Annotated in this window: 19 protein-coding genes; 11 read left to right on the plus strand and 8 right to left on the minus strand. The window is 70.7% G+C overall.

Annotated elements, in window-relative coordinates; all coding sequences use genetic code 11:
* Window positions 1–51: 51 nt before the first annotated feature.
* The 5 genes from KI385_RS22760 to KI385_RS22780 all read left to right on the plus strand — a co-directional run bounded on the left by KI385_RS22760 (window position 52) and on the right by KI385_RS22780 (window position 6,439).
* Window positions 52–1,347 (plus strand): M18 family aminopeptidase, encoded by a 1,296-nt coding sequence (locus KI385_RS22760; RefSeq protein ID WP_238574011.1) that lies wholly within the window; start codon window positions 52–54, stop codon window positions 1,345–1,347.
* A 1-nt stretch (window position 1,348) separates the two neighbouring features.
* The gene (locus tag KI385_RS22765; RefSeq protein ID WP_238574012.1) at window positions 1,349–3,430 is read left to right on the plus strand and encodes an AfsR/SARP family transcriptional regulator; all 2,082 of its coding nucleotides are present in this window, start codon (window positions 1,349–1,351) and stop codon (window positions 3,428–3,430) included.
* A 194-nt stretch (window positions 3,431–3,624) separates the two neighbouring features.
* Entirely contained in the window at window positions 3,625–4,470 is an 846-nt protein-coding gene (locus tag KI385_RS22770; protein WP_238574013.1) for a DUF4232 domain-containing protein, read from the plus strand.
* Window positions 4,471–4,794: 324 nt separating this feature from the next.
* A complete protein-coding gene (locus tag KI385_RS22775; protein WP_238574014.1) occupies window positions 4,795–5,643 on the plus strand; it encodes a hypothetical protein in 849 nt (282 codons plus the stop codon).
* A 130-nt stretch (window positions 5,644–5,773) separates the two neighbouring features.
* Window positions 5,774–6,439, plus strand: a complete 666-nt coding sequence (locus KI385_RS22780; protein ID WP_238574015.1) for a hypothetical protein — start codon at window positions 5,774–5,776, stop codon at window positions 6,437–6,439.
* A gap of 51 nt (window positions 6,440–6,490) precedes the next feature.
* On the opposite strand, the gene KI385_RS22785 is transcribed toward KI385_RS22780, so the two are convergent.
* On the minus strand, window positions 6,491–8,299 hold the full coding sequence (locus KI385_RS22785; RefSeq protein WP_238574016.1) for an NHL domain-containing thioredoxin family protein: 1,809 nt from the start codon (window positions 8,297–8,299) through the stop codon (window positions 6,491–6,493).
* A gap of 64 nt (window positions 8,300–8,363) precedes the next feature.
* Between KI385_RS22785 and KI385_RS22790 the strand changes: the two genes are divergently transcribed.
* Both KI385_RS22790 and KI385_RS22795 read left to right on the plus strand, forming a co-directional pair.
* Window positions 8,364–8,894: an LURP-one-related/scramblase family protein gene (locus KI385_RS22790; RefSeq protein WP_238574017.1), complete on the plus strand. Its 531-nt coding sequence runs from the start codon at window positions 8,364–8,366 to the stop codon at window positions 8,892–8,894.
* 176 nt (window positions 8,895–9,070) lie between these two features.
* The gene (locus KI385_RS22795) at window positions 9,071–9,895 is read left to right on the plus strand and encodes a maleylpyruvate isomerase family mycothiol-dependent enzyme (protein WP_238574018.1); all 825 of its coding nucleotides are present in this window, start codon (window positions 9,071–9,073) and stop codon (window positions 9,893–9,895) included.
* Between the two features lie 305 nt (window positions 9,896–10,200).
* Here KI385_RS22795 and KI385_RS22800 read toward each other — a convergent pair whose 3' ends face one another.
* The 3 genes from KI385_RS22800 to KI385_RS43960 all read right to left on the minus strand — a co-directional run bounded on the left by KI385_RS22800 (window position 10,201) and on the right by KI385_RS43960 (window position 13,307).
* Window positions 10,201–11,454, minus strand: a complete 1,254-nt coding sequence (locus KI385_RS22800; protein ID WP_342593527.1) for an MFS transporter — start codon at window positions 11,452–11,454, stop codon at window positions 10,201–10,203.
* A gap of 98 nt (window positions 11,455–11,552) precedes the next feature.
* Window positions 11,553–12,236 (minus strand): GntR family transcriptional regulator, encoded by a 684-nt coding sequence (locus KI385_RS22805; RefSeq protein WP_238574020.1) that lies wholly within the window; start codon window positions 12,234–12,236, stop codon window positions 11,553–11,555.
* 168 nt (window positions 12,237–12,404) lie between these two features.
* Window positions 12,405–13,307: a GNAT family N-acetyltransferase gene (locus KI385_RS43960; RefSeq protein WP_281066891.1), complete on the minus strand. Its 903-nt coding sequence runs from the start codon at window positions 13,305–13,307 to the stop codon at window positions 12,405–12,407.
* Window positions 13,308–13,515: 208 nt separating this feature from the next.
* On the opposite strand from KI385_RS43960, the gene KI385_RS22820 reads away from it, so the two are divergent.
* On the plus strand, window positions 13,516–13,692 hold the full coding sequence (locus tag KI385_RS22820; RefSeq protein WP_181923726.1) for a hypothetical protein: 177 nt from the start codon (window positions 13,516–13,518) through the stop codon (window positions 13,690–13,692).
* Window positions 13,693–13,842: 150 nt separating this feature from the next.
* On the opposite strand, the gene KI385_RS22825 is transcribed toward KI385_RS22820, so the two are convergent.
* The 3 genes from KI385_RS22825 to pdhA are packed head-to-tail and all read right to left on the minus strand — an operon-like array spanning window position 13,843 to window position 17,584.
* Window positions 13,843–15,357, minus strand: coding sequence for a dihydrolipoamide acetyltransferase family protein (locus KI385_RS22825; RefSeq protein ID WP_238574021.1), 1,515 nt, complete (start codon window positions 15,355–15,357; stop codon window positions 13,843–13,845).
* A 23-nt stretch (window positions 15,358–15,380) separates the two neighbouring features.
* Window positions 15,381–16,364 (minus strand): alpha-ketoacid dehydrogenase subunit beta, encoded by a 984-nt coding sequence (locus KI385_RS22830; protein ID WP_238574022.1) that lies wholly within the window; start codon window positions 16,362–16,364, stop codon window positions 15,381–15,383.
* Between the two features lie 2 nt (window positions 16,365–16,366).
* The gene (pdhA, locus tag KI385_RS22835; RefSeq protein WP_238574023.1) at window positions 16,367–17,584 is read right to left on the minus strand and encodes a pyruvate dehydrogenase (acetyl-transferring) E1 component subunit alpha; all 1,218 of its coding nucleotides are present in this window, start codon (window positions 17,582–17,584) and stop codon (window positions 16,367–16,369) included.
* 327 nt (window positions 17,585–17,911) lie between these two features.
* On the opposite strand from pdhA, the gene KI385_RS22840 reads away from it, so the two are divergent.
* Both KI385_RS22840 and KI385_RS22845 read left to right on the plus strand, forming a co-directional pair.
* Window positions 17,912–18,571: a response regulator gene (locus tag KI385_RS22840; protein WP_281066984.1), complete on the plus strand. Its 660-nt coding sequence runs from the start codon at window positions 17,912–17,914 to the stop codon at window positions 18,569–18,571.
* 323 nt (window positions 18,572–18,894) lie between these two features.
* A complete protein-coding gene (locus KI385_RS22845; RefSeq protein ID WP_238574025.1) occupies window positions 18,895–19,938 on the plus strand; it encodes a phosphotransferase in 1,044 nt (347 codons plus the stop codon).
* A gap of 22 nt (window positions 19,939–19,960) precedes the next feature.
* On the opposite strand, the gene KI385_RS22850 is transcribed toward KI385_RS22845, so the two are convergent.
* Window positions 19,961–21,571, minus strand: coding sequence for a protein kinase domain-containing protein (locus KI385_RS22850; protein WP_238574026.1), 1,611 nt, complete (start codon window positions 21,569–21,571; stop codon window positions 19,961–19,963).
* Window positions 21,572–21,884: 313 nt separating this feature from the next.
* On the opposite strand from KI385_RS22850, the gene KI385_RS22855 reads away from it, so the two are divergent.
* Window positions 21,885–23,549 (plus strand): protein kinase domain-containing protein, encoded by a 1,665-nt coding sequence (locus tag KI385_RS22855; RefSeq protein ID WP_238574027.1) that lies wholly within the window; start codon window positions 21,885–21,887, stop codon window positions 23,547–23,549.
* Window positions 23,550–23,587: the final 38 nt, after the last annotated feature.

A 23,587-nucleotide genomic window follows, 5' to 3' on the forward strand; every position in this document is an offset into this window, starting at 1 on the left:
CACGTCGCACACGCACGGGGAATGCGGGGTCCGGCTCCTTATGCTGAATCCATGACCAACTCCGCCCGCTTCGATCGCGGCCACACCGACGACCTGATGTCCTTCCTCGCCGCCAGTCCGTCGCCCTACCACGCGGTGGCGAACGCGGCGGCGCGGCTGGAGAAGGCCGGTTTCCGCCAGGTCGCCGAGGTCGACGAATGGGACGGCACGAGCGGCGGGAAGTATGTGCTGCGCGGCGGCGCGATCATTGCCTGGTACGTCCCCGAAGGCGCGAGCCCCGCGACTCCGTACCGAATTGTCGGGGCTCACACCGACTCTCCCAATCTGCGAGTAAAGCCGATTCCGGACACCGGCGCCCGCGGCTGGCGGCAGATCGCCGTCGAGATCTACGGCGGCACCTTGCTCAACACCTGGCTCGACCGCGACCTGGGGCTGAGCGGCCGCGTGACGCTGCGGGACGGGGACAATCGACTGGTCAATGTCGACCGGGCGCTGCTACGGGTGCCGCAGCTGGCCGTACACCTCGACCGCTCGGTGAACTCCGACGGCCTGAAGCTGGACAAGCAGCGCCATATGACGCCGATCTGGGGTCTGGGCGAGGTGGCCGAGGGCGATCTGATCGGGTTCGTCGCCGAGGAGATCGGCGTCCCGGCCGAGGACATCAAGGGCTGGGACCTGATGGTGCACAGCATCGAGGCACCCGCCTATCTGGGCCGCGACCGTGAACTGGTCGCCGGTCCACGGATGGACAACCTGCTGTCCGTGCACGCCGGTACGGCCGCGCTCACCGCCGCGGCCGCCGCCGGCAACGAGCTGACCAGCATTCCGGTGCTGGCCGCCTTCGACCACGAGGAGAACGGCAGCCAGTCCGACACCGGCGCGGACGGCCCGCTGCTGGGCACGGTGCTGGAGCGCTCGGTCTTCGCCCGCGGCGGCTCGTACGAGGACCGGGCGCGGGCCTTCGCCGGCACCATCTGCCTGTCGTCCGACACGGGGCACGCCGTACACCCCAACTACAGCGAGCGGCACGAGCCGGGCCACCACCCGATGCCCAACGGAGGACCGATCCTCAAGGTCAATGTCAATCAGCGCTATGCGACGGACGGCAGCGGGCGGGCCGTCTTCGCGGCGGCCTGCGAGCGGGCCGATGTGCCGTGGCAGAGCTTTGTGTCGAACAACTCGATGCCGTGCGGGACCACCATCGGGCCGATCACCGCGGCCCGGCACGGCATCGCCACGGTCGACATCGGTGTCGCGATCCTGTCCATGCACTCGGCGCGCGAACTGTGCGGCGCCAAGGACCCGTATCTGCTGGCGAATGCCCTGACGGCCTTCTTGGAGGGCTGAGTTGGAATTCTCACTGCTCGGCCCGATCGCCGTGTCGACCGGCTCCGGGGAGCTGTCGCTCGGGCCCGCCAAACGGCGCAGTGTGCTGGCGCTGCTGTTGCTGCAGCCCAACACCACCGTTCCACTGGAGCAGTTGATCGACTCCCTGTGGGAGGACGAGCCACCCGAACATGCCCGTACGGTCGTCCAGGGGCATGTCTCACGGCTGCGCGCCACGCTCGCCGAGGGCGGTGCGGAGGCCTACGGCATCGAGCTGACCACCCATGGCTCCGCCTATCTGCTGCGGATGCCGGAGGAGCTGATCGACGCCCACCGGTTCGGTGAGCTGGTGACGCTGGCCCGCCCCGAGGCGGCGCCGGCCGATGCCGTACCGCTGCTGCGCGAGGCGCTGGGGCTGTGGCGCGGGCCGGCGCTGACCGGCACGGTCACCAGCCCGCCGTTCGCGGCCGCGGCCCATGCGCTGGAGGAGCGCCGGCTGACGGCGGTGGAGGCGCTGGGGCGGGCGCACGGCACGCTCGGCGAGCACGAACAGGCCGCGGCCGTCCTCTACTCCGCGGCCGTCAACCACCCGTTGCGGGAAGGGCTGATCGCCGGGCTGATGCGGGCGCTGTTCCGTACGGGGCGGCAGTCCGATGCCCTGGAGTGGTTCCACCGCACCCGGCGGCTGCTCAACGAGGAGCTGGGTGTCGATCCCGGCGAGCGGCTGCGCGGCGCGTACGAGGAGATTCTGCGGGCGGAGGCGGCGGACGGAGGACGCAAGGGCGCGGCGAAGCCGGCGGGCGGGGCGCGTGCGGTGGGTGGGGCGACGTCGGGTGGGGCGCGTCCCGGTGCGCACCCCGGCCGGGGCGCCGGTACGGAGGGTGCGCCAGGTGCGGACGGTGCACCTGGTGTGGGCACTGCACCTGAGGCGGGCGGGACGGCGACGCGCGGTGCCGACGGGGCGGCGGCGAGTGCGGCCGGCGGTGGCGCCCGGGGCGGGTCCGGGCGGGCCGGTGCGGCGCCGCGGCTGCTGCCCAGGCCGCCCGCGCGCTTTCTGGGACGGGAGTCCCAGCTCACCGCGCTGACGGATGTGTTGACGGACCGTACGACCGGTGAGAGCCCGCTCGCGGTGGTCGCGGGACCGGCCGGCGTCGGCAAGACCGCCTGCGCCGTGCAGTGGGCGCATCTGCACGCCGGGGCCTTCCCCGACGGTCAGCTCTTCGCGGATCTGCGCGGCTTCGGTGAGGGCGACGAGGCGCCGCCGGCCGAGATTCTGCGCGACTTCCTGCTCGCGCTCGGCACACCGCCGGAGCGGGTGCCCACCTCGGCGCAGGCCGCCTCGGCGCTGTTCCGGTCGCTGGTCGCAGAGCGCCGGCTGCTGGTCGTCCTCGACAATGCGCGCAGCTCGGCGCAGGTACGGCCGCTGCTGCCCGGCGGCCCGCACTGCGTCACGGTCGTCACCAGCCGCAGCCGCCTCGACGGCCTGGTCGCCACCGACTGCGCACGGCCGGTCGGCCTCCAGACCCTCGGGCACGAGGAAGGCGCGGCGCTGCTCGGCGCCATGCTCGGCCAGGAGCGGGTCGCCGAGGACCCGGCCGCCGCCCGGGAACTGGTCGATCTGTGCGACGGTCTGCCGCTGGCGCTGCGGGCCGCGGCCGCCCAGTTGACCGCCCGGCCGCGCTGGCGGCTGGCCCGGCTGGCCGCGGCACTGCGCGACGAACGGCGGCGGCTGGCGCTGCTGTCGGCGGAGGACACCGGGATCGCGGCGGCGCTGCGGATGTCGGTCGCCCGGCTGTCGGCGGACGACGCCCGGCTGCTCAGCGCGCTGGCGACCAGCGCGGACGGACATCTCAACGCGTCGGTGGCGGCGGCGCTGGCCGGATACGACCCGGAGCGCACCCAGGACGGACTGGACCGGCTCGCGGAGATGCATCTGGTGGACGAAGAGGCCACCGATGTCTACACGATCAGCACGCTGACGCAGTTGTTCGCGCGGGATGAGCGCGGTGGGAGTGGTGACCGTCGTGGTGAGCGCCGTGACAGTGGGGAGCGCGGCGGCGGCAAGGGCAATGCGGGTGGCGACGAGGGGGACGGGCGCGGCTGAGCCCTGGCTGCGCCGCGACTGTCGGGTGGCTCACGGGTGGTTGAGCACCTTGCGGGCGAGCGGGGCGTTAGGCGCACGTTAGCGGCACGGCAGCGGTGGGCGGCAATCTGGTCTCGCACCGCAGGAAGAACCGAGGCCAGACCGCAGAACGCACCGCAGGCGCGGTGTGGACCACCGACCGGGGGAGACCGGAAATGCCGCGCAACCACGCACGCTCCGAGGCCAGCACCGACGCCCGCGCCGAGGCCGCCGCCGGCAGCCCTCGTACGTCCCGTACCGTCCGCCGCCGTACGCTGCGGATCGCCGCGGCCGGGCTGACCGCCGTCGCCGCGCTCTCCCTCACCGCCTGCGGTGGCCAGGACAACCCGCTGAAGACCAGCGCCGCCAAGCCGTTCAACCCGGCACCCCAGGACGCCAAGGACCCGGCGGCCACGGCGCCCGAGGAGTCCGCGGCCACGGGCGGCGGTGCCGGGCAGGGCGGTGCGCGGACCGACGGCGGCCGGGCGGAGCAGGTGTCCGCGGGGCGCGGCGGCCACGGCCCGGAGGCGGGCGCCGGGGCGAACGGTGCCGGAGCGAACGGTGCGGGGAACCGCGGCAACGGCGCCGGGATCCGGCACACCGCCTGCGACGCCGCGAAGATCCGTATCGTGGCACAGCCGCTGAAGGAGCCGGTCAACCATCTGCTGCTGGTGGCCACCAACACCTCCGGTGCCCGCTGCGACCTCTACTTCTCCCCGAATCTGCGGTTCGACGAGGCGCAGTCCCCGCTCGCCGAGCTGCCGGACAGCAAGCCGCAGGCCGTGGTCACCCTCGCCCCCGGTGAGTCCGGTTACGCCGGCGTGCTGACCTCGTCGGCCGACGGTTCCGGCGGCAACGGCCGCAAGATGACGGCGCTGTCCGTCAGCCTTCCGGGCCGCGACGGCAAGGGCAGCATCGGCGGCTCGGCGAACGTGGCGATCCCCGGAGGCTCGGTGTACGTCGACGACAGCGCGTGGGTGACGTACTGGCAGTCGGACGCGAGCGACGCGACTGCTTGGTGAGCCTCCGCCGGTGCCCGGCCGCCCGTTAACCCGTCAAGCGGCCCACACCGAACGCAGATCCCCCTGAACCAGGGCGCCCGCACCCCCGAGCGGGCGCCCTTCCTCATGCCCGCTGTCCCGTCATATCTCAGGCAACCGCCCGGTCTGTCCCAGGACTTTTGCGTCTTCGCAGGTCATAGCCGCGCGTACGGCCGGGACGTCCCGTGGGACGAGGAACCTCCAGCCGGCTCCCATGCCCCGCTCCACGCTGGTCCCCGTCGCCGTGACCAGACCATCCGGCGGCCCGCCACTCGGCCAACCGGCCTTATACGGAGGGGAATCGGCATGTACGAGCACAGCGGCGCACAGCCGGCAGACAGCACCACCCCCGCGGATCCCACAGCCCTGAGGGACCACCCCACGGGCCCCAGGCACTCCCTGTTCCGCAGGACCGTGCTGCGCAGGGTGCTGCCCGCGATCGCCGCGGCCGGTATCGGCGTCGCCGGGTTCGCGGGGTTCGCCCATGCCGGTGAGGGGAGCCGTACGACGGCCGCCCACGGGCGCTCCGCGGCCGCCGCCGACTTCCCCACCTGGGGCATCCGTTGGGTGGTGCACGCCAGCGCGGACATCAACTCCCCCGCCGTCGGAATGATCAACAAGACCGCTCCCGGACAGGACCGGATCACCGCCGATTACCAGGTCGACACCGGCCACACAGTGTGCGAGGGCAGCGCCTGCTCGACGTTCATGGCGCACCTCACCGGCCCGGTCACCGGCTTTCTCAGTGTGGTCGCGGTGGACATTCCGCAGGACCGGCTGCCGGGTGTGCCGGTCCAGGACGGCGGCGGGCAGCCGCAGCCCGACGGCTCCCGCGAGGAGATGCTCCACCGCGCCGCCGTCTGGCTGACCGCCAGCAATGGCGCCCAGGTCCCGTACAGCCAGGCCAAGGTCTGGAAGGACGGCTACCGCCAGGACTGCTCCGGCTATGCGTCGATGGCGCTCGGTCTGCCGACGCCCGGCACCAACACCGTGGGCCTGGCCACCGACCGTCGCATCACCCGGCCCATCTCGCTGGGCGAGCTCAAGCCCGGTGACCTGGCCGCTGCCCAGCTGTCCGGACTGGCCCCCGCCGCCTGCCGTGGACCGGCCTTGACGCCGGCGGTGACCGATCTTGAGCTACTCCGACCCGCCTGACCTGCGACGACACCACACCGACGCGGCGCGCGGCAATCCCGCCCTGGCGCATCGAACGCCAATGGATATCGTGGCCGTGCCATGACAGACACACCTCGCTGACCGCAGCGACCCACTGGGGGACCCACCCATGACTGCACGCCGCTCCCGCCGCCGCTCCGCCGCGTACGCCGCGCTGGCCCTCGGACTCGCTGGCTCGCTCGCGCTGACCGGCTGCAACAGCCACTCCTCGAAGAAGTCGAAGAAGTCGTCCTCCTCGTCCTCCTCGTCCTCCAAGAGCAAGAAGCGCAAGATCATCGGTGGCGGTGCGGCCGCGGCGGGTGCGGGAGCAGGGGCGGCGTCGCGCAGCACGACCTACTGCACCACCGGCACCCAGGGCGACTACAAGTTCATCACGCGGACCGACCCGAGCCACGTGATCCTCAAGTACCACAACAGCAAGAGCCGCTCCTGCTACCTCTACAACTCGCCGATGCTGTACTTCGGCACCGCCAAGCAGCCGCTGGGCTACTACGAGGGCGCGCCGTCGTTCGGGAAGACCCAGCGCATCGAGGTTCCGGCGCGCGGGGACGCCTATGCGAGCATCCCGACCACGACCGCCGCGGACAAGGGCACCAAGCAGAGCGTGGTGAAGATCGGCTTCATGAACGCCTCGGAGCCCACCCAGCGCGGCCTGTCGGCCAACATCCACCTCTCGCAGTACGCCAGCCTGCCGTCCGTCGGCAAGACCGCCAAGGTCAGCGACTGGTACCTGTCCGACAAGCTGGCCGAGATCAAGACCAACACCGGCAAGTGACCGGCACCGGCCACTGACCGTCGCGGGGGCCGACCCGGCCCCCACTGCCGGCTACTCGGCGTCCAGCCCCGCCAGCACAAGACCCAGCCGGCCCGCCCCGCCCTCGACGACCTCGACCGGGACGCCCCAGTCCTGCTGGTGCACATGGCAGGCGGGGTATTCGATGTCCGGGGCGTCGTCGCAGGACGCGGCCATCGCCGAGACATGCAGCACGCCCTCGGTCACGCCGTCCGCGAGCACCAGATCCCGTGCGAGGTCGGTGCCCGCACCCGCGCCCTCGGCGAGCAGCTCCGGCGGCGTCGCGCTGACCAGCAGCCGCGTCGAGGGGCCGTAGCGGGTGTCGAGCTTCTGGCCCGCCGGCGCCTGGAAGACCACATCCAGCCGCAGTGCGCCCGGCGCGACCTCGGTGGCCGCGCGCTGGGTGCGATGCGCCACCGACTCGACGCGGATCGCCTCCTCGGGCAGCCGCAGCCGGGTCAGCCGGTGCCGGGCCGACTCCACCACCACGATGTCGTCGTCGACGAGCACCGCGGCGGACGGCTCGCGCAGATCCGTCGCCAGCGTCGTGACCTCGTTACTCACGGGGTCGTAGCGGCGCAGTGCGTGGTTGTAGGTGTCCGCGACGGCGACCGAGCCGTCGGGCAGCGCGGTCACGCCCAGCGGGTGCTGAAGCAGCGCCTGATCGGCCGCGCCGTCGCGGTGCCCGAAGTCGAAGAGGCCGGTGCCGACGGCCGTACGGACGACATAGCCGTCGCCCTCTTCGGCACGCTCCACCCAGCGGACCGCGCTGGTCTCCGAGTCCGCGACCCACAGCCGGCCGTCGGCCGCCGCGAGCCCGGACGGCTGGGCGAACCAGGCCTCGGCGGCCGGGCCGTCCACCAGGCCCTCGTTGGTCGTGCCGGCCGCGACCTCGACCGTGCCGGTGGCCGGGTCGTACGTCCACAGCTGGTGCACACCGGCCATCGCGATCCACAGCCGGTCCTGCCACCAGGCGATGTCCCACGGCGAGGAGAGGTCGATCTCGCGGGCCGGTCCCGAGGTCGGTGAGCCCTGCCACCACTGCTTGCCGGTGCCGGCCACCGTCTCCAGCGCGCCGGTCCCGGGGTCGAAGACGCGGATGGCGTGGTTGACGGTGTCCGCGACGGCCACCCGGTTGTCGGGCAGCAGCGCCAGGCCCTGCGGCTCGTTGAAGGAGTCCGGGGTGAACCCGCGCTCGCCGGTGCCGATCCGGCGCAGCACCTGCTCGCCGTCCGCCGCCAGCTCCACCAGCTGGTGCCGGGTGGTGTCCGAGACGAGGAAGCTGCCTCCCGGCAGCCGCACGGCCTTGCCGGGGAAGCGCAGATCGGTGGCGACCGGCTCCGGCGGCACATAGGGGCCGTCACCGCGCCGCAGCGTGCCCTTCGCCGCGTGCTCGGCCTCCAGCTCCTCGACGAGTTTGGCGATGGCGTGCGCATGGCCCTCGCCGGCGTGCTGGGCGACGACATACCCCTCGGGGTCGATCACCACCAGCGTCGGCCAGGCGCGTACCGCGTACTGCTTCCATGTGCCGAGCTCGGGGTCGTCGAGGACCGGGTGCTCGACGCCGTACCGCTCGACGGCGTCCACCACCGCCTGGTGCTCGGCCTCGTGGACGAACTTCGGGGAGTGCACACCGATGATCACGACGGTGTCGCGGTGCCGCTCCTCCAGCTCCCGCAGCTCATCCAGGACATGCAGACAGTTCACACAGCAGAAGGTCCAGAAATCCAGGACGACAATGCGTCCTCGCAGGTCGGAGAGGGTCAGGTCCTTGTTGCCGGTGTTCAGCCAGCCGCCCTTGCCGATCAGCTCGGGGGCCCGGACGCGCGCACGTGAAGCCATGTGGACATTCAACGTCACTCCGGTGCCTGCGCATTCCGCAGGGGCCCCGGGGAACACGTCAGCCATGCAGCGATCTCCCGGGGACCACTCCCCGCACTCCCGTAAGTACCTCGTACGCGACCGGATCTTCGGCATCGGTGACGACTACTGGATCGAGGACGAGCACGGACGGCACGCCTTCCTCGTGGACGGGAAGGCGCTGCGGCTGCGGGAGACCTTCGAGCTGAAGGACCCCGAGCGGCGGGTGCTGATCACCATCCGCAAGAAGATGCTCAGCCTGCGCGACACGATGACCATCGAGCGGGACGACAAGCCGCTCGCCACCATCAAGCGCAAGCGGCTCTCGCTGCTGCGCAACCACTACCGCGTCGAGCTGGTGGACGGCACCCAGCTGGACGTCAGCGGCAAGATTCTGGACCGGGAGTTCGCGATCGAGTACGACGGCGAACTGCTCGCCGAGATCTCCCGGCGCTGGCTGACCGTGCGTGACACGTATGCGGTCAATGTCGTACGGGGCGACGCGGATCCGCCTCTGCTGATCGCCATCGCGGTCTGTGTGATCCGGCTGGCGGAGCGGGAGCACGGGGAGGACTGAGGCGCGGGGCGTGCTCGGCGTCTGGCGCAGACCTCCACGGACCGTACGCCGCGGCCCTCTACGGCGGTGGCACATCGGCCTACGATGGTCACCCGAAAGCACTGCCGGGGTGCCCGTGCGCAGCGTAACTTAACTGCACAGACAGCAGCCCGCGTACGAACCGTCCGAGGGGTCCCGTGACCGTCCATCCCAGCCTTCAGTCCTCCATCGATGCCTGGACTCACTCCATAGAAGCGATAACCGAGCTGGTGACTCCGCTCGTCGAAGGCGAGTGGAACAGGGCGACGGACCTCCCAGGATGGTCCGTGCGCGATGTGGTCTCCCATGTCATCGGCCTGGAATGCGAGATGCTGGGTGACCCGCGGCCGATCCATACACTGCCGCGCGATCTCTACCACGTACGCAGCGAGTCGGCCCGCCGCATGGAGGTGCAGGTCGACGTCCGCCGGCACCACACCGCGCCGGAGATGCTCAGCGAGCTCGAATACACCGTCATCCGCCGCTCCCGGCAGCTGCGCAATGAATCGCGCCAGCCGGACGCCGTGGTGCGCAGCCCGCTCGGCGAGGACCGTTCGCTGGAATTCGTCCTGCAGCAGCGGGCGTTCGACGTCTGGGCGCATGAGCAGGACCTGCGCCGGACGCTCGGTAAGCCCGGCAATCTCGATTCCCCCGGCGCGCATGTGATGCGCGATGTGCTGGTGAAGGTGCTGCCCGGCATCGTCGCCAAGAGGGCCCAGGCGCCCACCGATTCGGCAGTGGTCTTCGACGTCAGCGGACCGCTGGAATTCCTGCGCACGGTCCGCATCGACTCCCAGGGCAATGCCACGATCGACGGCAGCGTCTCGCTCGGCCCGACCGTGACGCTCGCCCTGGACTGGGACACCTTCCACCAGCTGGCCTGCGGCCGGGTCCGCCCGGCGGCCGTCGCCGAGCACATCAAGATCGACGGCGACCGTGAGCTGGCCGAGGCGATCCTGGACAACTTCGCGGTCACGCCGTAGCGCAGGCGCGGAACGGGGGCGCTCCGGCGGACCGGTGGTACGACTCTCCAGCCCGAACCGGTGCTCCTGACGGGGCGTCCTTCCCGTCGGCCGGATGGCGACGCGGAGTTGGCCGGGGAGCTGGCGCGGGAGTTGGCGCGGGAGTTGGCCGGGAGCCGTTTCACGTGAAACAGACCCGCCCGTTTCACGTGAAACAGACACACTCTCCGAGTCGCCTGGACCGGCGTACTACGCCCTCAGCCCCGTCGGCCTGCCGGCGCTGCGCGGCGGGCCGCCCCCCGGACGACACCGCTTCCGACAGCCCCCTACGCCGGGACGTGGACCGCCTCGACCCGGCTGACGACCAGCCGTTCGCGCTCGCGCCGTGCCGCGCGGCGGCGCAGCCGCAGGATCTGCGAGACACCGACCGCCTCCAGGACGAAGATCGAGGCGAAGGCGATCCGGTAGTTGTCGCCGGTCGCGTCCAGCAGGACGCCGACGGCGAGCAGGGTCGTCATCGACGCGGTGAAGCCGCCCATGTTGACGATGCCGGAGGCGGTGCCCTGGCGCTCGGGCGGGTTGGCGGGCCGTGCGAAGTCGAAGCCGATCATCGAGGCGGGGCCGCAGGCACCCAGCACCGCACACAGCGCGATCAGCAGCCCCATGGGCGCGTGATCGGCCGGCCAGGACAGGACGATCGCCCACATCAGGGCGGTGGCCGCGACGGTGCCCAGTGCCAGCGGCGTACGGGCCGCGTGGTGGCGGGCGATGATCTGGCCGTAGACCAGCCCCACCGCCATGTTGGAGAGCACCACGAGGGTGAGCAGTTCACCGGCGGTGCCCCGGGACAGGCCCTGCGCCTGGACGAGGAACGGCAGGCCCCACAGCAGCAGGAACACCATCGCGGGGAACTGGGTGGTGAAGTGCACCCACATGCCCAGCCGGGTCCCGGGCTCGCGCCAGGCGTCCGCGATCTGCCGGCGCACGAACCCGGCGCCGGTGTGCTCGGCGGACGCGGGCGGCGGCTCGAAGCCCTTGGGGTGGTCCTGGAGGAAGAGCAGCAGCAGGACCAGGACGACGATGCCGCCGACCGCGCTGGAGGCGAAGGTCGGGGTCCAGCCGAAGGTGTGCAGGAACCGGGCGAGGACGAGCGTGGAGATCAGGTTGCCCGCCATACCGACCAGCGCGGCGATCTGAGCGATCATCGGGCCCCGGCGGGCCGGGAACCAGCGCGAGCCCAGCCGCAGCACGCTGATGAAGGTCATCGCATCACCACAGCCGAGCAGCGCACGCGAGCCGAGCGCCATGGCGTACGACGAGGAGAGCGCGAAGCCGAACTGGCCGACGGTGTAGAGCACCACGCCGAGGGTCAGCACCTTCTTGGCGCCGAGCCGGTCGACCATCAGGCCGACGGGGATCTGCATCCCCGCGTACACCAGCAGCTGGAGGATGGAGAAGGTCGACAGCGCGGAGGCGTTGATGTGGAAGCGCTCGGCGGCATCCAGGCCGGCCACGCCGAGGCTCGTGCGGTAGGTGATCGCGACGAAGTAGACCGCGACGCCGATGCCCCAGACGGCCATGGCCTTACGGCCACCGGGCGGGTCCGAGGGCAGCAGACGGGCGGAACCGCCGCCTATGCCGGAGCTACTGGAGCCGTCCGGTCCGCCGGTGCCACCGCTCATCGCACGTCCCCCTGCGCGAGGTTTCGGACCCAGCTGACGTGCCGGTGCACGGCGTCGGTCGCGGCATCGGGGTCGCCGGCCCGCAGCGCCTCAAGGATCTCCGCATGCTCGGTGATGTTCTTGGCGATCCGGTCAGGGTGGGCGTGCATCACCGCGACACCCATCCGCAGCTGACGGTCGCGCAGCTGCTCGTAGAGCCGGTCCAGGATCTGGTTGCCGGCGCTGCGCACGATGGCGGCATGGAAGGCGCGGTCGGTGACGGAGACGGCGGCCAGATCTCCGGACGCGGCCTGCTCCTGCATCGTTTCCAGCAGCTCGGTGAGCTCGCTGATCAGCGACCCGCTCGCGGGCACTGCCTTGGCCGCGGCGTGCTTCTCCACCAGCAGCCGGGTCTCGACGACATCGGCGATCTCCTGCGCGGAGACCGGCAGCACCATGGCGCCCTTCTTCGGATAGAGCTTGATCAGCCCCTCGACCTCCAGCCGCAGCAGCGCCTCACGTACCGGCGTCCGCGACACCCCCACGGCGTCGGCCAGCTCCCCCTCGGTGAGCAGCATCCCGCCCTCGTAGCGGCGCTGCAGGACGGCTTCCTTGATGTGCGCATAGACCCGCTCGGCGGCGGGCGGCTGCTTGGCGGCGGGCTCTCTGGAGGGGGCGGTGGGCGTGGACGCGGAGGGCATGTGCACAGGATAGATACAACAGGTATGCGTGCGGCACCTCAGTCCGAGATGCGGACTATAAGCGGGGGTGTTTGTCCTGGTAGTGGCGTTATGGGGGGCTCTCCGGCGGCTGCCGAAGGCGGACGGGCGGCAGGTCTGAGCCTCTGCCCGTCCGCCCCACCCCGGCGATCAGCCCGGCATCCGGCCCTGCGCGACGAGCCGGTCCACGACCTGGGAGTGCGCGGGTGCGCAGCGCTCGCGTGCCTCCCGGCGGTCGAACCAGGCGTACTCGGCGATCTCCCGGCCCGGGGCCGGTGCGATGTCCTGGGGCCCGCCGGTGAAGCAGGTCATCTGGAGTCGGCGGCCGTTCTTGCCGTGGGCGACGTCATGGATGACGAACGCCTCCGCCAGCTCGTCGGCGGGGACCACCAGGCCGAGTTCTTCGGAGAGCTCACGCGACAGCGCCTCGCGCGCGGTCTCTCCGGGCTCATATTTGCCGCCGGGGAGGTAGAACGTGTCGTTCCCCCGGGTCCGTACGCTCAGCAGCCGCCCCTCGCGCAGATGCAGCCAGCTCACCGACTTCAGCGGCGCCGCGCGCTCCAGGGCGATCAGCGGATGGCCGGTCTCCTCGTCCACCCGCCGCCCCCGCTCCGTAAAGCCGAGGTGCGCATAGAAGCGGCGGGCGCGGGCATTGCCCTCGAAGACCTCCAGGGTCAGCGCACCGTGCAGCGCCGCCGCATGCTCCAGCAACTCCCGCCCGATGCCGTCCCCTTGGGCCTCCGGCGCCACGAACAGCCCGCCTACCTCGACCCCGTCGGCCCCGGCCCCGGCCCCGGTCCCGCCGGGCTCGTTCGGGCGCCCGCTACCGTCCTTGGCACCCAGCAGTCCGAGCAGCCCGATGACGATGCCATCGCGCTCGGCGACCCAGTTCTCCGCCTGGACGAGATACACCTCACGAAGGACCCGGGCCCGTTCGCCCGCGCCCTCCCCCTCGATGAACGGATGCGCCTGCCGCGCCGCCCGGGACCACAGGTCGATGACAACGTCCTGGTCGGACGCCCGATAACGCCGGATGATCATGTCGCTGCTCATTTCGCCGACCGTAAACAGCTCGGGCGACGGCGGCAAACCCTTTCCGGTGCGGGGCCCGGCATCTGTCGAATGGGGGACCACAGGCTGATGTCAGGTCAGCCTCAAGTCTGACGAGAGTCCGTACCTGACGCGTACGGATCGGCCCGAATTCCATGGGTGAATGGAGACCTGGAGCCGGGGAGGCTCAGACACTCAAGGGGAGTTGACCATGCAGCCCAGGACGAACGCCGGCCGCCGCACGCGGAACACCGTCGTACTGGCACTGATCGTCGCCGGACTGTGGGCGGGCGTCGCGCTCACCCGCGGCGCCGCGCACGCCGACGAGTCCGCCCCGACCGGGCCGGTGGCGCACTTCAGCCGCGCGGTGGAGCTCATCCGGGGCTGACCGGGCCACCGGTCCCGATACGAAGCCGGCTGCCTGCCGTCCGCAGCCGCTCACCGATTTCCGCACCACGCCGTACGAGGGCCGGGGCGGGCCAGTGCGACCGTTTCACGTGAAACGACGCCTTGGCCCGCCCCGGCCCTGCATCCCGGCTCAGCCCCAGGTGATCAGCCGCTTGGGCCGCTCCAGCACCGCCGCGATATCCGCGAGCAGCTTGGAGCCCAGTTCGCCGTCGATCAGCCGGTGGTCGAAGGACAGCGCGAGAGTGGTGACCTGGCGTGCCGTCACCTTGCCCTTGTGGACCCACGGCTGGAGCTTGACCGCACCGAAGGCGAGGATCGCCGACTCCCCCGGGTTGAGGATCGGCGTACCCGTGTCGACGCCGAAGACACCGACGTTGGTGATGGTGACCGTGCCGCCGGCCATCGCCGCCGGGGAGGTCTTGCCCTCGCGGGCGGTGGCCACCAGATCGCCCAGTTCCGCGGCGAGTTGGGGGAGCGTCTTGACGCCGGCGTCCTTGATGTTCGGGACGATCAGCCCACGCGGAGTGGCCGCCGCGATCCCCAGGTTGATGTAGTCCTTGTAGACGATCTCCTGATGCGCCTCGTCCCAGGCCGCGTTGACCTCCGGGTGTCGCTTGATGGCGACCAGGAAGGCCTTGGCGACGAGCAGCAGCGGATTGACCCGCAGCCCCGCCATGTCCGGGTCCTGCTTGAGCTCCTGGACGAGCTTCATCGTGCGGGTCACATCGACGGTGATGAACTCCGTGACATGCGGCGCGGTGAAGGCGCTGGCGACCATCGCCTGCGCGGTGGCCTTGCGTACGCCCTTGACCGGCACCCGCCGCTCGCGGGCGGCGGCGTCGACGATGCCGGGCTCGGCCGTGGCGACCGCCGTGGCGACGGCCATCGGCTCGGGAGCCCCGGCCAGGGACGGCGCCACTGCCGGGGCGGCGGCCGCATGCACATCCTCGCGGGTGATGATGCCGCCCGGCCCGGTCGGGGTGATCGTCGCAAGGTCGATCCCGAGGTCCTTGGCGAGCTTGCGCACCGGTGGCTTGGCCAGCGGCCGGCCGGCCGACCCGGCACCCGCGGCGCTCGTGGCCGGAAGCACCGGAGCGGCCGGAACCACGGGAGCAGCGGGTACCGCAGGAGCGGCCACCGGGGCGGCCATCGGTGTGGGTGCGGCCCGCCCGTTCAGCTCGGCCTGGATCGGGGCGCTCGCGGGCTGGGCCGGGACACCCGGCTGCGGCTTGCGCGCCCGGCGCTTGGTCGAGGACGGCGCGGCGCCGTAGCCGACCAGCACCGCCTGCCGGCCCTGCGGCTCGGCGTCCTCGTCCTCGGTCGCGGCGGCGGCCTGCTCTGTGCCGTTCGCCGTCGGCGCCTCGGCGGGGCCGGCTCCGGGGTCGGTGTCCACGGAGATGATGACGGTGCCGACATCGACGGTGACGCCCTCGCCGAAGTTCAGCTCATGCACCACCCCGTCGTACGGAATGGGCAGTTCGACGGCGGCCTTGGCGGTCTCGACCTCGCAGACGACCTGGCCGTCGGTGACGGTGTCGCCCGGCTGGACGTACCACTTGAGGATCTCGGCCTCGGTCAGTCCCTCGCCCACATCGGGCATTTTGAACTCGCGGAAGCGCTGGGCCTTGGCGGTACTTGCAGTCATGGTCACGAACTCTCCTCTAACCCTCAGTACGCCAACGCGCGGTCAACGGCGTCGAGCACCCGGTCCAGCCCCGGAAGGTACTCGTCCTCCAGACGGGAGGGCGGGTACGGGGAGTGGAAGCCGCCGACCCGCAGGACGGGCGCCTCCAGGTGGTAGAAGCACCGCTCGGTGATCCGGGCGGCGATCTCCGCACCGGAGCCGAAGAAGACCGGTGCCTCATGGACGACGACCAGCCGGCCGGTCTTCTGCACCGAGGACTGCACGGTGTCGAAGTCGATCGGGGAGAGCGAGCGCAGGTCGATGACCTCGACCGACTTGCCCTCCTCGGCCGCGACCTTGGCGACGTCCAGACAGACCTTGACCATCGGGCCGTAGGCGGCCAGCGTGAGGTCGGAGCCGCTCTGGGTGATCCGGGCCTTGTGCAGCGGGTCCGGGATCGACTCGGTGTCCAGCCGCGACTTGTCGTGGTAGCGGCGCTTGGGCTCGAAGTAGATGACCGGGTCGTCGCCGGCGATGGCCTGCTGGAGCATCCAGTAGGCGTCGGAGGAGTTCGAGGGAGAGACGATCTTGAGGCCCGCGACATGCGCGAACAGCGCCTCGGGGGACTCGGAGTGGTGCTCGACGGCGCCGATACCGCCCGCGTACGGGATGCGGATGACGACCGGCACCTTGATCTTGCCCAGCGCACGGGCGTGCATCTTGGCGAGCTGGGTGACGATCTGGTCGTAGGCGGGGAAGACGAAGCCGTCGAACTGGATCTCGACGACCGGGCGGTAGCCGCGCAGCGCCAGGCCGATCGCGGTGCCGACGATGCCGGACTCGGCCAGCGGGGTGTCGATCACCCGGTCCTCGCCGAAGTCCTTCTGCAGGCCGTCGGTGACGCGGAAGACGCCGCCGAGCTTGCCGACGTCCTCACCCATGACGAGGACCTTGGGGTCGGCCTCCATGGAGGCACGGAGCGACTCGTTGATCGCCTTGGCGATGGTGATCTTCTCGAAGACGGCCATGGTCAGTTCCCCTCCGCGACAACATCGGCATCCGCGAACGACGCCTGGTACGCGGCGAACTGCGCGCGCTCCTCATCGACGAGCGCATGCCCGTCGGCATAGACATTCTCGAAGATCGCCATGGTGTCCGGGTCGGGCATGGCGCGTACGGCATCGCGGACCCGCTTGCCCAGGGCCTCGCTCTCCTCGTCGATCGAGGCGAGATACGCCGCGTCGACGAGCCCTTCGGCCTCCAGGTACGTCCGCAGCCGCAGGATCGGGTCCTTGGCCTCCCAGGCCACCCGCTCCTCGTCCGCCCGGTACTTGGTCGGATCGTCGGAGGTGGTGTGCGCGCCCATGCGGTAGGTGAACGCCTCGATGAGCATCGGGCCCTGGCCGGTGCGCGCCCGCTCCAGCGCCGCCTTGGTCACCGCCAGACAGGCGAGTACGTCATTGCCGTCGACCCGTACGCCGGGGAATCCGAAGCCGCGGGCGCGCTGGTAGAGCGGCACCCGGGTCTGCCTCTCGGTGGGTTCGGAAATCGCCCACTGGTTGTTCTGGCAGAAGAACACGACCGGAGCGTTGTAGACCGCGGAGAAGGTGAAGGATTCGGCGACATCGCCCTGGCTGGAGGCACCGTCACCGAAATAGGCGATGACCGCGGAATCCGCGCCGTCCTTCTGCACACCCATCGCATAGCCGGTCGCGTGCAGCGTCTGCGAACCGATCACGATGGTGTAGAGGTGGAAGTTGTTGCTGTTGGGGTCCCAGCCGCCGTGATTGACACCGCGGAACATGCCCAGCAGGTTCGTGGGGTCGACGCCGCGGCACCAGGCGACGCCGTGTTCGCGGTAGGTCGGGAAGACATAGTCATCGTCGCGCAGCGCGCGTCCGGAGCCGATCTGGGCGGCCTCCTGGCCCAGCAGCGAGGCCCACAGGCCCAGTTCGCCCTGGCGCTGGAGGGTGGTCGCCTCGGCGTCGAATTTCCGCGTCAGAACCATGTCGCGGTAGAGCCCGCGCAGTTCTTCGGGGGAAAGATCGATCGCGTATTCCGGGTGCTCGACCCGCTTCCCTTCGGGGGTCAGCAGTTGTACGAGCTGATCCTGCTCCGCCTGCTCGGACCGGCCGGAGTTCCCGGCCTTGGCCGGGGACGCCTTCTTTGCCGCCGTCGCCTTTTTGGCGGTGGTGCGCTTGCTGCTGCCGCGGTCGTTTTTCCGCTGCGCAGTGCCTTCCACGGTCACGTGCTGCTCCTCCGTCTGTCCGGCCCCCGGGGTCCGCCGGTGGCCGTATTGCGGCTCACCCGGTATCCGATACGGCGCACGGGGTGTGTGCGAACGCGGCCGGATCCGGGTGGAACAAAGCTCCCGGAAGGTGGCCTGCTCATTGCACGTTACCCATTGTCAAAGCCGAAGTGGAAACGGCGCTGACCTGCGATTTTGCTTGGATTTCCAAGTAAATCGCGAAGGCTTGGAACAACTCCTGGTCACAGCGTTGCAGGCCGCCGGGACAACGGCACGTTATATCGGTGACCTGGAGCACGGGAAGAGTCGATGTGTGAGACTGAGGTGGTGCGCGAAGACGGAAAAATCACGGTATTCCTACTCGATGACCACGAAGTCGTCCGGCGCGGCGTCCGCGAAATGCTCACGGTCGAGGACGACATCGAGGTGGTCGGCGAGGCGGGTACCGCCGCAGATGCCCTGGTCAGGATCCCGGCGACGCGTCCCGACGTCGCGGTGCTCGATGTCCGGCTGCCCGACGGCAGCGGCGTCGAGGTCTGCCGCGAGATCCGTTCGCAGGACGAGAACATCAAATGCCTGATGCTCACCTCGTTCGCGGACGACGAGGCCCTTTTCGATGCGATCATGGCCGGTGCGGCCGGTTATGTCCTCAAGGCCATTCGGGGCAATGAACTGCTCTCCGCGGTACGCGAGGTGGCCGCCGGCAAGTCTCTGCTCGACCCCGTGGCCACGGCCCGCGTCCTGGAGCGACTGCGCGACGGCAGCGCCGCGAAGGGTGACGACCGGCTGGCGAGCCTCACCGACCAGGAGCGCAAGATCCTCGATCTGATCGGCGAGGGGCTGACCAATCGCGGGATCGGCGAGCGGCTCCATCTCGCCGAGAAAACGATCAAGAATTACGTCTCCAGCCTGCTCTCCAAGCTCGGCATGGAGCGCCGCTCCCAGGCCGCCGCATACGTCGCGCGTCTGCAGGCGGAAAAGCACTGACCCGGCGCGGGGCGACCGCACCACCCTGCCCGGCTCATGGGTATTCGGGACCATCGTCCCGCTTGGCGGGGCCTGCCCTTCACCACCGTCACCCGGCATCTGGTCCTGGACGGACAGCTGATCCTGCGGCTACGGCTACCACCAGGCGCTGGACGGCAGCGTGGTCGCGTTCGAGGCCGACAACGCCAACAGCGGCGCGGCCGACACATGGGTAGTGACGATGCACCATCTCACCGATGTGCCCGCCTTCCGGTTTGCGCACTCTGCGTAATGCTTTCCCATACGCCCACTCCGACGGGCGCAGTTGATCTAACATCTGGCGCGTGCTGCGCTCATCTGTAGTCCGGGCGGCGGCGACGCCCGACAAAGACACCCTCGGCTCCCTGCTCCGCCACTACACCGGCGCCGGCGCGCCGCTGTCCTGCGAACCCGTCGCCGAGGGCCTGCTCAACCACGGCTATTTCCTCGCGACCACCCGCGGCCGCTACTTCCTCAAGCACCACCTCGACGGCGACCGCGCCGCCCTCACCCGCCAGCACCGCGCCACCCGCCGGCTCGCCACGCTCGGCCTGCCGGTCGCCCCACCGGTCGCCGACGCGGACGGCCGCACCGTCACCGTCCTCGACGACCGCTGCTACGCGCTGCACCCCTGGGTCGAGGGCCGGCATCTCGGCGGCGCCGCGCTGACCCGCGGCCAGTCCCACCGGCTCGGCGCCCTGCTCGGGCTCGTCCACACCGCGCTGGAGCAGGTCATGGCGGACGAACCGCATCCGCCCCGGCCCCCCTGCGCGGACACCGGCGCCGATCCCGCGCGGACCTTCGAGATGATCGACGAGCTGCTGGCGCTGGCCCGCGGCGCCCGCCCGCGCACCAGCTTCGACGAGCTCGCCGAGCACCGGCTGCTGGAGCGCCGGGCCCTGCTGGAGCGGCACGCGCACCGCCGCCCGCCGCCCGGCACCGAACCCGCCGCGGGCTGGGTGCACGGCGACTTCCACCCGCTCAATGTGCTCTACCGCGGCGCGGAGCCGACCGCGATCGTCGACTGGGACCGGCTGGGTGTCCAGCCACGCGCCGAGGAGGCGGTACGCGCCGCCGCGATCTTCTTCGTACGCCCCTGCGGGACGCTGGACCTGGCCAAGGTGGCGGCGTACGCGGGCGCCTACCGCAGCGCCTGCGGCGCCGACGCCGACGAACTGGCCGCGGCCGTCCACCGGGTGTGGTGGGAGCGGCTGAACGACTTCTGGATGCTCACCTGGCGCTACCAGCTCGGCGACCGCCGCACCGATCCGCAATTCCCGGCGGCGGCCGCACTGGCGGTGTGGTGGACCCGCGAATACCGCGCCGTACGCGAGGCGTTCACCCGCTGAAGCGGGCGGCGGGGCGGTCGCGTCAGCCGGTCGTACCGACCGACGTACCGGCGTCCGTGCCGCTGCCCGCGGTGGTCCCGCTGTCCGTGCCGGTGGTGGTCCCGCCGTCGTCGGTGCCACCGCTCGGGGGGCCGGTCGGCCCGCCGTCCGTGGTCCCGCCGTCGTCCGTGCCCCCAGTGGGGTCGGTGGGCGGCTCGGTCGTCGGCTCCTCCGTCGTCGGCGGCTGCGAGGTCGGCGGCTCGGACGTCTCCGGCGTGGTCGGCTCCTCCGTCGACGGCTCGGTGTACGTACCGCCGTCACTTCCGCTGCCGCCGGGGTCGATGTCCGGGGTGCTCGGCTCCTCCGACGGCTGCTTGCTGGGCTTGTCGTCCTTCGACGGCGACGGCGACTGCGTCGTGGGGGTGTTGTGCTTCTGGTTCTGGTCCTTGGTGTTCTCCATCGCGAAGGCCACACCCACCGCGATGGCGATCATCGCGAGCGCCGCGATCAGCCAGATCTTGCCGCGGCCGCTCTTGGCCGACCGGGGCCCGCCGTCGAAGCCGCCGTCGTCGTCCCGCATACCGGGCGTCAGGATCGGCTGCGCCGTGGTGTGGCCGGCGTCGGGGTGCGGCAGCGCGGTGGTGGCGGCGGAGCCCCTGGACGGGGTGTGACCGCCCTCGTGCATGGCGACCGGGCCGGTGCTCCAGGTGCCGGTGTGGCCGCCCTGCTCGTGCAGCATCTGCAGGGAGTACTGGACCAGGCCGCGCATCTCCTCGGCGGTCTGGAACCGGTCGTCGGGGTCCTTGGCCAGCGACCGCATGACCAGACCGTCCAGCTCCGGCGGCACCGCGTCGGCGACCTGGGACGGTGCCACCGGCATGTCCTGAACGTGCTGGTAGACCACCGAGAGCGGGGTCTCGCCGGTGAACGGCGGCCGCAGCGTGAGAAGTTCGTACAGCAGGCAGCCGGTGGCGTAGAGGTCGGAGCGGGTGTCGACGGTCTTGCCGAGCGCCTGCTCCGGAGAGAGGTACTGGGGCGTGCCCATGACCATGCCGGTCTGGGTCATGGTGGACGCGGCGCCGTGCAGGGCGCGGGCGATGCCGAAGTCCATGACCTTGACGGCGCCGGTGTTCGTGATGATCACGTTCGCGGGCTTGATGTCGCGGTGCACGATGCCGTGCTGGTGGCTGTAGGCCAGCGCTTCCAGTACACCGGAGACGATGATCAGCGCCTGGTCCGGCGGCGGGGCATCGGCGCTGAGCAGCAGATCGCGGATGGTGTGGCCCTCGACCAGCTCCATCACGATGTAGGGCACGGTGTTGCCGCCGACCAGGTCCTCGCCGGAGTCGTAGACCGCCACGACAGCGTGGTGGTTCAGCCCGGCCACGGACTGTGCCTCACGCGTGAAGCGGGCCTTGGACACCGGGTCCTCGGCAAGGTCTGCGCGCAGCAGCTTCACGGCGACGGTACGGCCGAGCCGTACGTCCTCGGCCGCGAACACCTCGGCCATACCGCCGCGGCCGAGCCGTCGCGTGAGCCGGTAGCGGCCGTCGCCGACCAGCCCGCCGTTGCCCCACATCTCCGGTGCGTCGGGGATATTGGAGCCGGTGGCGTCAGGATCGGACGGGCCCTGGGGGCTCTGCGTCGGTGCCATCGGTCCTCGCCGTCGAATCAATCCGCATGAGAGCGGTAAGGTCATCGGTCTTCGCTAGAGCACGCTACAGGTTCCGCGGCACCCACCGGTCCGTCGTGGACCGGCCATCAAACCTGCGGGATGCCAAATGCCGCAAGTTCACCAGGGGTAATCAGGGGCCAAAACGTCTCACCGCCGTGACGGGATCTTGCACATCTGGTCACGGAACGGGCACACGGCTTGACGTGTCCGGGCCCTGGGGCAGACTTGGCTGCGGAATTCCAGATTTTGATCGCTATACGTACGGGTATTGCGCCTAGGGGGAAGCGGAACGATGAGCCAGGACGGCGCTCAGGGCCAATTCGAGGGCCGTTCGGTCGGCGGAGGACGTTACCAGCTTCGTGATCTTCTCGGGGCGGGCGGCATGGCGTCCGTGCACCTCGCACATGACACAGTGCTCGATCGCGACGTCGCGATCAAGACCCTGCACACCGAGCTCGGTCGCGAGCAGGCCTTCCGCGAGCGCTTCCGCCGCGAGGCGCAGTCCGTGGCGAAGCTCACGCACACCAACATCGTCTCGGTCTTCGACTCCGGTGAGGACGAGCTCGACGGCGGCATGGTGCCGTACATCGTCATGGAGTACGTCGCGGGCCAGCCGCTGCGCTCCGACCTGGACACCGACATCGCCCAGCATGGCGCGATGCCGACGGAAAAAGCCCTGAAGATCACGGCCGATGTGCTGGCCGCGCTCGAGGTCAGCCACGAGATGGGCCTGGTCCACCGCGACATCAAGCCCGGCAACGTGATGCTGAACAAGCGTGGCGTCGTCAAGGTCATGGACTTCGGCATCGCCCGCGCCATGCAGTCCGGCGTGACGTCCATGACGCAGACCGGCATGGTCGTCGGCACCCCGCAGTACCTGTCGCCCGAGCAGGCGCTGGGCCGCGGTGTGGACGCCCGCTCCGACCTCTACTCCGTCGGCATCATGCTCTTCGAGCTCATGACCGGTCAGCTGCCGTTCGACGCGGACTCCCCGCTCGCCATCGCCTACGCCCATGTCCAGGAAGAGCCGCCGGCCCCGTCGAGCATCAACCGCTCGCTGCCGCCGGCCGTGGACGCGCTGGTGGCCCGGGCGCTGAAGAAGAACCCCAACGAGCGGTTCCCGACCGCCGAGGCGATGCGGGACGAGTGTCTGCGCATCGCCGGGTCCGGGCAGTCCGGCGCGACGCCGCTGATCATCGGCGAGGGCCCTCGGGCGCGTACCAGCGGCTCGTCGGTCTCCTCCGCGGTGTTCCCCACCGCGTCCGGCAACCCGCAGACGCCGGTCCCGCCGAACGTTCAGCAGCCGTATCAGCCGACACAGGCTGTCGGGTTCGGTCCGCAGACGCCTCCGCCGGTGAACAACGCCTACCCGACCCCGGTGCCGGGCCCGGTTCCCGGCCCCGCGCCGTTCAATAACGGTGGCTACCAGGCACCGCCGGCGTACACCCCGCCGCCCGTGACGGCCTCGATGCCGGCGACCGGTGGCCCCAGGGGCCGGAAGAACAACACCCCGGTGATCGTGGTCTCGGCGATAGTCGGCGTGGTCGTGGTCACCGCGATCGCGATCGGCATCGGTCTGAGCGCCGGATCCAGCGACGACATCGGCGGCGATGACACCCCGACGTCGACGTACACGCCGTACTCGTACACCCCGTCGCCCACCCAGAGCGTCATGCCTGAGGACAAGACGAAGACGGTCGCCACGGCCGACTGCACCAAGCCGAGCTCCCCCTACAGCGAACCGAAAAAGATCTACTTCCCGTTCCTCACCTACAAGAACCTGGACTCGGTGAAGGCCTGCCTCGACGCGGCGGGCTGGAAGTACAAGGTCGTGGAAGAGAACCGTGCGTACACGGCCAAGAACACGGTCGTCGCGACGAAGCCGGGGGGCTTCGACCGATGGGACCCGAAGAGCGGCGAGACGATCCAACTGACCGTCTCGACAGGGCACTACTAAGTCGGGCACAGGCAGGAAAGAGGGGCCGGCACGCACTT

Origin of the sequence: Streptomyces inhibens (genome assembly GCF_022221585.1) — a bacterium.
GTDB lineage: Bacteria > Actinomycetota > Actinomycetes > Streptomycetales > Streptomycetaceae > Streptomyces > Streptomyces inhibens.

Bases quoted from the DNA above. Each gene is read 5' to 3' on its own strand.
- KI385_RS22760 (WP_238574011.1), top strand. From the start codon at position 52: ATGACCAACTCCGCCCGCTTCGATCGCGGCCACACCGACGACCTGATG.
- KI385_RS22770 (WP_238574013.1), top strand. From the start codon at position 3,625: ATGCCGCGCAACCACGCACGCTCCGAGGCCAGCACCGACGCCCGCGCC.
- KI385_RS22775 (WP_238574014.1), top strand. From the start codon at position 4,795: ATGTACGAGCACAGCGGCGCACAGCCGGCAGACAGCACCACCCCCGCG.
- KI385_RS22780 (WP_238574015.1), top strand. From the start codon at position 5,774: ATGACTGCACGCCGCTCCCGCCGCCGCTCCGCCGCGTACGCCGCGCTG.
- KI385_RS22785 (WP_238574016.1), bottom strand. From the start codon at position 8,299: ATGGCTTCACGTGCGCGCGTCCGGGCCCCCGAGCTGATCGGCAAGGGC.
- KI385_RS22790 (WP_238574017.1), top strand. From the start codon at position 8,364: ATGCAGCGATCTCCCGGGGACCACTCCCCGCACTCCCGTAAGTACCTC.
- KI385_RS22800 (WP_342593527.1), bottom strand. From the start codon at position 11,454: ATGGCCGTCTGGGGCATCGGCGTCGCGGTCTACTTCGTCGCGATCACC.
- KI385_RS22805 (WP_238574020.1), bottom strand. From the start codon at position 12,236: ATGCCCTCCGCGTCCACGCCCACCGCCCCCTCCAGAGAGCCCGCCGCC.
- KI385_RS43960 (WP_281066891.1), bottom strand. From the start codon at position 13,307: ATGAGCAGCGACATGATCATCCGGCGTTATCGGGCGTCCGACCAGGAC.
- KI385_RS22820 (WP_181923726.1), top strand. From the start codon at position 13,516: ATGCAGCCCAGGACGAACGCCGGCCGCCGCACGCGGAACACCGTCGTA.
- KI385_RS22825 (WP_238574021.1), bottom strand. From the start codon at position 15,357: ATGACTGCAAGTACCGCCAAGGCCCAGCGCTTCCGCGAGTTCAAAATG.
- KI385_RS22830 (WP_238574022.1), bottom strand. From the start codon at position 16,364: ATGGCCGTCTTCGAGAAGATCACCATCGCCAAGGCGATCAACGAGTCG.
- KI385_RS22850 (WP_238574026.1), bottom strand. From the start codon at position 21,571: ATGGCACCGACGCAGAGCCCCCAGGGCCCGTCCGATCCTGACGCCACC.
- KI385_RS22855 (WP_238574027.1), top strand. From the start codon at position 21,885: ATGAGCCAGGACGGCGCTCAGGGCCAATTCGAGGGCCGTTCGGTCGGC.